The sequence below is a fragment of the Rhodococcus sp. T7 genome, assembly GCF_009872365.1.
Taxonomy (GTDB): Bacteria; Actinomycetota; Actinomycetes; order Mycobacteriales; family Mycobacteriaceae; genus Rhodococcus_F.
Genome location: NZ_WXYH01000232.1, coordinates 79,458 through 85,142, shown reverse-complemented (window position 1 = coordinate 85,142; position 5,685 = coordinate 79,458). Strand labels below are relative to the sequence as shown.

General features: G+C 69.3%; 1 protein-coding gene. It reads right to left on the bottom strand.

Features of this window, described 5'->3' with window-relative positions; genetic code table 11:
* On the bottom strand, positions 1–5,521 hold a 5,521-nt coding region (locus MLGJGCBP_RS21540; RefSeq protein WP_160097943.1), incomplete at its 3' end, for a non-ribosomal peptide synthetase.
* Positions 5,522–5,685: the final 164 nt, after the last annotated feature.

Below are 5,685 nucleotides of genomic sequence, written 5' to 3'. Positions count from 1 at the left end.
CCGCATACATCCCCACCACCATGTCCACCGACCGCCGCACCGCCACACCCACCGACGACTCCGGCCCCACCCCCACCCCGATCAACCACCGCGCCAACCGATGCACCCGCGCCGCAAACTCCCCATACGACAACACCACACCCTCGAACACCACCGCCGGCGCATCCGGAGACCGCACCACCTGCGCCTCGAACAACTCCACCAACGTCGAACTCGGCACCGCGTGCGACGTCGCATTCCACGACCCGACCACCAACCCCCGCTCACCCGCCCCCAGAACCTCCACATCCCCCACCGCAGAATCCGCACCCCGCGCGAACGCCCCCAGGACCCGGACGAACCGCTCCCCGAATCCCACCACCGTCGCCCGGTCGAACACGTCGGAGGCAAACGTGAACGATGCGGCGATGCCCGCTGCCGGCCCCGTCGCGTCGTACTGCTCGGTGAGCGTCAACTGCAGATCGAACTTGGAGACACCGGGTTCGACGTCGACGGTTTCCACCGTCAGTCCGGGCAGGGTCACGTGGACCGGGGTGGTGTTCTGGAACTCCAGCAAGATCTGGAACAGCGGAGAGTACGCGGTCGAGCGGGTCGGTGCGACCGCGTCCACCACGCTCTCGAAGGGCACGTCCGCGTGTCCGAACGCCGCTAGATCCGCCTCCCGCACCCGGGACAGCACGTCGGCGAACGTCGCGGCGGGGTCGACGGCTGTCCGCAGGACCAGGGTGTTGACGAGCATCCCCACGACGTCGTCGAGTGCTTCCTCGCCGCGACCGGCGATCGGCGTCCCGATCGCGACGTCTCCGGTCCCGCTCAGCCGCGCGGTCAGCACCGCGAGCGCCGCGTGCATCACCATGAACATCGTGGAATCGTGTTGCCGCGCGAGGGCGAGAAGCGCCCGGTGGTCGTCCGCGGGCACCGTGAACCGGACGACCCCGCCGCGGAGCGCCCTGTCGGCGGGTCTCGGTCGGTCCAGGGGCAGGTCGATCGCGTCGGGGAGGCCGGACAGCGTCTGCTTCCAGTAGTCCACTTGCTCCGACATCACGCTGCCGGGATCGTCTTCGCTGCCGAGGGCGGCCCTCTGCCAGAGGCTGTAGTCGGCGTACTGCACCGGCAGTGGCCGCCAGTCCGGCGACTGTTGCTGCGCCCGCGCCGAGTACGCGACCATTAGGTCGCGGGCGAGCGGTGCCAGCGACGCTCCGTCCGCCGCAATGTGGTGCACCACGAGCATGAGAACGTGGTCGTCCCGGTCGGTCCGGAACAGGGCGCCGCGGACGGGCACGTCGGTGCTCACGTCGAATCCCTGCGCGGTCAACTCGGCCAGTCGGGCGCGCAAGGCCGCCTCGTCCTCGACGGTGCTGGGCTCCAGATTCGGAATCATCGCGCCCAGTGGCAGGATCACCTGATGCGGTCCGTCGACGGACGCCGGATATACGGTGCGCAACGATTCGTGTCGTTCGAGGATGTCTCCGACCGCGGCCCGGAGTGCCGCCACGTCGAGGGTTCCTTTGAGGCGCAGCGCCATCGGGATGTTGTAGGCGGGCGAGGAGGTGTCGTACTGGTTGACGAACCACAGCCGCTGCTGGGCAAGTGAGAGCGGGATCCGGTCGGGGCGCTGCTGCGCGACGAGGTCCGGGCGGCCCGAAGGCCTCGCGTGCGCACTCCCGATGCGTTCGGCCAACGCCTCCACGGTCGGCGCCTCGAACAGGGTCCGCACCACGAGTTCGACGCCGAGTGCGGCATTCACACGTGCGACGACCCTCGTCGCGGCGAGCGAATTTCCGCCGAGGTCGAAGAAGCTGTCGTCGAGACCGATTCGCTCCACACCCAGGACGTCCGCGAACACCCGCGCGACGGCCTGCTCCTCCGCGGTGGCAGGAGCTCGGAATTCGGCGGTGGTGGACAGGAATTCCGGCGCGGGCAATGCGGCTCGATCGAGTTTCCCCACCGGTGTCAGCGGCAACTCGTCCAGTATCACGATCGCCGCAGGCACCATGTACGTCGGCAGTTGCCGTGCGGCGTGGTCCGTCAACTCGGTCACGGTGAGGGGCTGCCCGGCGGCGGGCAGCACGTACGACACGAGCATCGGGTCGCCGGACGGTGCCGTGCGCTGCATCGTCACCGCGGTCCGCACCCACGGATGGGTGTGGAGGACCGTGTCGATCTCGCCGAGTTCGATGCGGAAGCCGCGCACCTTCACCTGGAAATCACTGCGGCCCAGGTACTCCAGTGTGTGGTCGGGTCGCCACCGCACCACGTCCCCGGTGCGGTACATCCGGTCGCCGGGGCCGCCGAACGGGTCGGCCACGAAGCGTTCCGCCGTGAGCGCCGACCGGCCGTGGTACCCGCGGGCGAGGCCGTCACCGGCGATGTACAACTCCCCGGCCACGCCGGCAGGCACCGGCATCAGCCGCTCGTCAAGGACGACCTCGCGGAATCCGCGGAGCGGGCCACCCAGCGTGACTGCGCCGTCCGGGGACAGCGGCACGCTGATGTTCGACATGACGGTGGCCTCGGTGGGCCCGTACGCATTCGACAGTCGGCGGCCGGGCGCCCACCGCTGCACCAGTTCCGGGGAGCACGCTTCGCCACCGAACACGACGTCCCGGAAGTCGGAGAGTCCGTCCGGCTCGATCGTGCCGAGCGCTGCGGTGGTGACGAATCCGTGAGTGACGTTCTCCGACTGCAGGAACCGGGACAGTTCCTGGCCGCCGTAGATCGTGGGCGGCACGATCACCATGGTCGCCGCGGCGGCGAACACGTGCAGGTACTCCGAGACGGACGCGTCGAAACTCGGTGTGGAGAAATGCAGAATCCGGGAGGATTGCGTCGCACCGGATCGGGTGAGTTGCTCGGCTGCAAAGTTGTCCAGGCCGCTGTGGGTGACCACGACCCCCTTGGGCCTGCCGGTCGAACCGGACGTGTAGATCACGTACGCCGGATTCTCCGGGCGGAGCGGCCGAACCCGGTCGGCGTCGGTGACGGCGGACAAACGCCGACTCGCACAGTGCGACCGGAACGCGTCGTCGTCGAGCACCAGCCACGGCACCGATCCGGGGAGCCGGGACCGCACGGCCGACACGGTCACACCCAGTGCGGCACCCGAGTCGTCGAGCATGTGCTCGATCCGCTCGGCCGGGTAGTTCGGGTCGGCGGGCAGGAACGCGGCCCCGGCCTTTGCGACCGCCAGCATCGACAGCACCGACTCGATCGAGCGGGTCATGCCCAGTGCCACGACGTTCTCCGGCCCGATGCCGCGCTCGATCAGGACGCGCGCCAGTTGGTTGGAGCGCTCGTCCAATTCCCGGTACGTCACGTCGATTCCGAGATACGAGAGCGCGATACCGGTGGGGTTGGCTTCGGCTGCCGCCGAGAACAATTCGGGTAGCGTGCGCCCCGGCTGTCCGGGGGCGCCGGGTACCGGCACGAGGGTGGCGCGTTCGGTGTCGGACAGGATGCCGATGTCGCCGACGACGCGATCGGGGTCGCCGGTGACCGCCTCCAGGATTCGGCGGAATCGTTCGCCGAGTCGGCGAACCGTGCCGGGGTCGAACAGGTCGGTGGCGAACCCGAGGGTCACGGTGATGCCGGCCGGGATGCCGTCGGCGTCGACGGTCTCCGCCGCGGTGACCCGGAGGTCGAATCGTTCGATCCCGGGGGTTCCGGCCGCGTCGCCGCACTCGAACAGCACCTGGACGATCGGTGAGAACGCGGGCGAATCGCGGACCGCGAGCGCCCGGACCACCTGCTCGAACGGGGCGTCGCGGTGCGCGAACGCCTCCCGGTCGACGTCGCGAACGTGACGGAGGTGCTGCGTGAAGGTCGCGTCCGGTTCGGCGCGGGTCCGGAGCACGACGAGGTTCTGCCCCCGGTCCACTGTGGCCGTCGTTCCGACCGCGACCTCCGGGGCGCCGGAGAGCCGGCTCAGCAGCACTGCCGCGGCCGCGTGCAGCACGCTGAACGTGGTGGTGTCGTGTTTTTCGGCCAGCGCCCGCACTCCGCGGTGAGTCTGGGCCCCGATCGGGACGTCGACGCGGTCGGTGTTCCCGGACTGCGCGGGCGGCCGGGCCCGATCGGACGGCAAGTGCAGCACCTCGGGCATCCCCGACAACCGATCGGTCCAGTACGCGAGGTGGTGCGCCTCGCGGCGTCGCCGCTCACCTTCGCGGGCGGTCACCTCGTGAACGGTCGCGAGCCGGGCCTGCGGATCCGCCGAGACGAACTCTTCCAGCAGTTCGACGAAGTGCCGGTGGTGCCGTCGCAGCGCCGCATCCTCGTACCGATTCGGGTTGGCCCGGAAGTCGACGAAGATCTCCGCAGGCGTCCCACTCGGGTACACGTTGACCAGGAGGTCTTCCACCGGGCCCGACGTGACGATGTGGTACTCGCCGACCAGGGGGCCGAGCACCACGTCCTGGTGGAACAGCATGACGTTGACCATGGGTCCGTGCAGTTCCGCGACACCGCCCGCGCCGACGTCGCGGCGGATGTCCTCGACACTGCACCGCTGATGACGCAACGCGCCCATCAGCTCTCGCCTGACCTGCGACACTAGGTCCGCGACCGCCCCGCCCTCGTCGACGGTGATCGCCAGCGGTGCGACGCTGACCGTCATGCCGCCGGAATTGCGCAGCAGCGACGTGGTCCGGCCGGACATCGGAACGTTCACGAGTACTTCGGTTTTCGCGGTGGCGCGCGACAGGTAGCAGGCGAAGGCGGCGATGATCGTGACGGCTGCCGCGGCGGTGGCCTGGCTGTCGGAACTCTGGATGCCGGACGCGGCCGCCTCGGACAGCAGCGCGCTCTCGACCTTGCTCCTGGCGAGCGCGGGTGCGGGCGCGTCGGCCAGAGTCGACCCGCCGATTCCCTCGACTCGCTTGGCCCAGTACTCCCGATCGGCCACGAAACGATCGGACGCCCGGTAGAGGGCGTCGACGTCGTACAGTGCGCGCAGCGTCGCGGCCCGGCTCGGATCCGGTTCACGGCCGGCGACCGCGGCCGAATACCGGTGCGCGATGCGGTTGATCAGCGTCATGGCACCGTAGCCGTCGAGTGCGACGTGGTGAATGCGGCTGTACCACAGGTAATGCGCCTCACCCACGCACAGGATCGACGTCTCGAACAGCCGATCGGCTTCGAGGTCGAGTGGGGCCTGGTAGTCCCGGTCCATCCATTCGCGCGCGGCGGCGACCGGGTCGTCGTCGCCGCGAAAGTCGACGAACTCGATGGACGTGTCGGTGGTGGGGTCCACGTACTGCATCGGCGTGCCGTCGACCTCGATGACCCTGAGGAACGGCGACTGGAACTCGCGGGCCACCGCGATGGTCTCGCGTCGCAACAGATCGATGTCGAGGTCGCCGCGCAACTCCACGTAGTGCGCTACCGAGATCGGCACCGCCGGGTCGAGTTGCTGCGCGAACCACGTGGCACGCTGCGCCGCGGACAGCGGGAATGCGTCCGCGTCCGAATTCTGTGTAGCCGGCTTCCGCGTGGCGGTCTTCCGCGTGTCTGGGGGCTTCACGGTGGTTCCTCCCCGTAAGGTATCCCCGACCGTTGACGTCGTGAGTGCGTCCGGATCCTGACTCGCGAATGCGGGAGGCGGTAGTTCTTCGCCGTCCCCCAGGTCGATCGTTCGCCGTCCACAGGGCGCACAGAACCCATCGTTGCACAGCGGCGTGGCCGCGT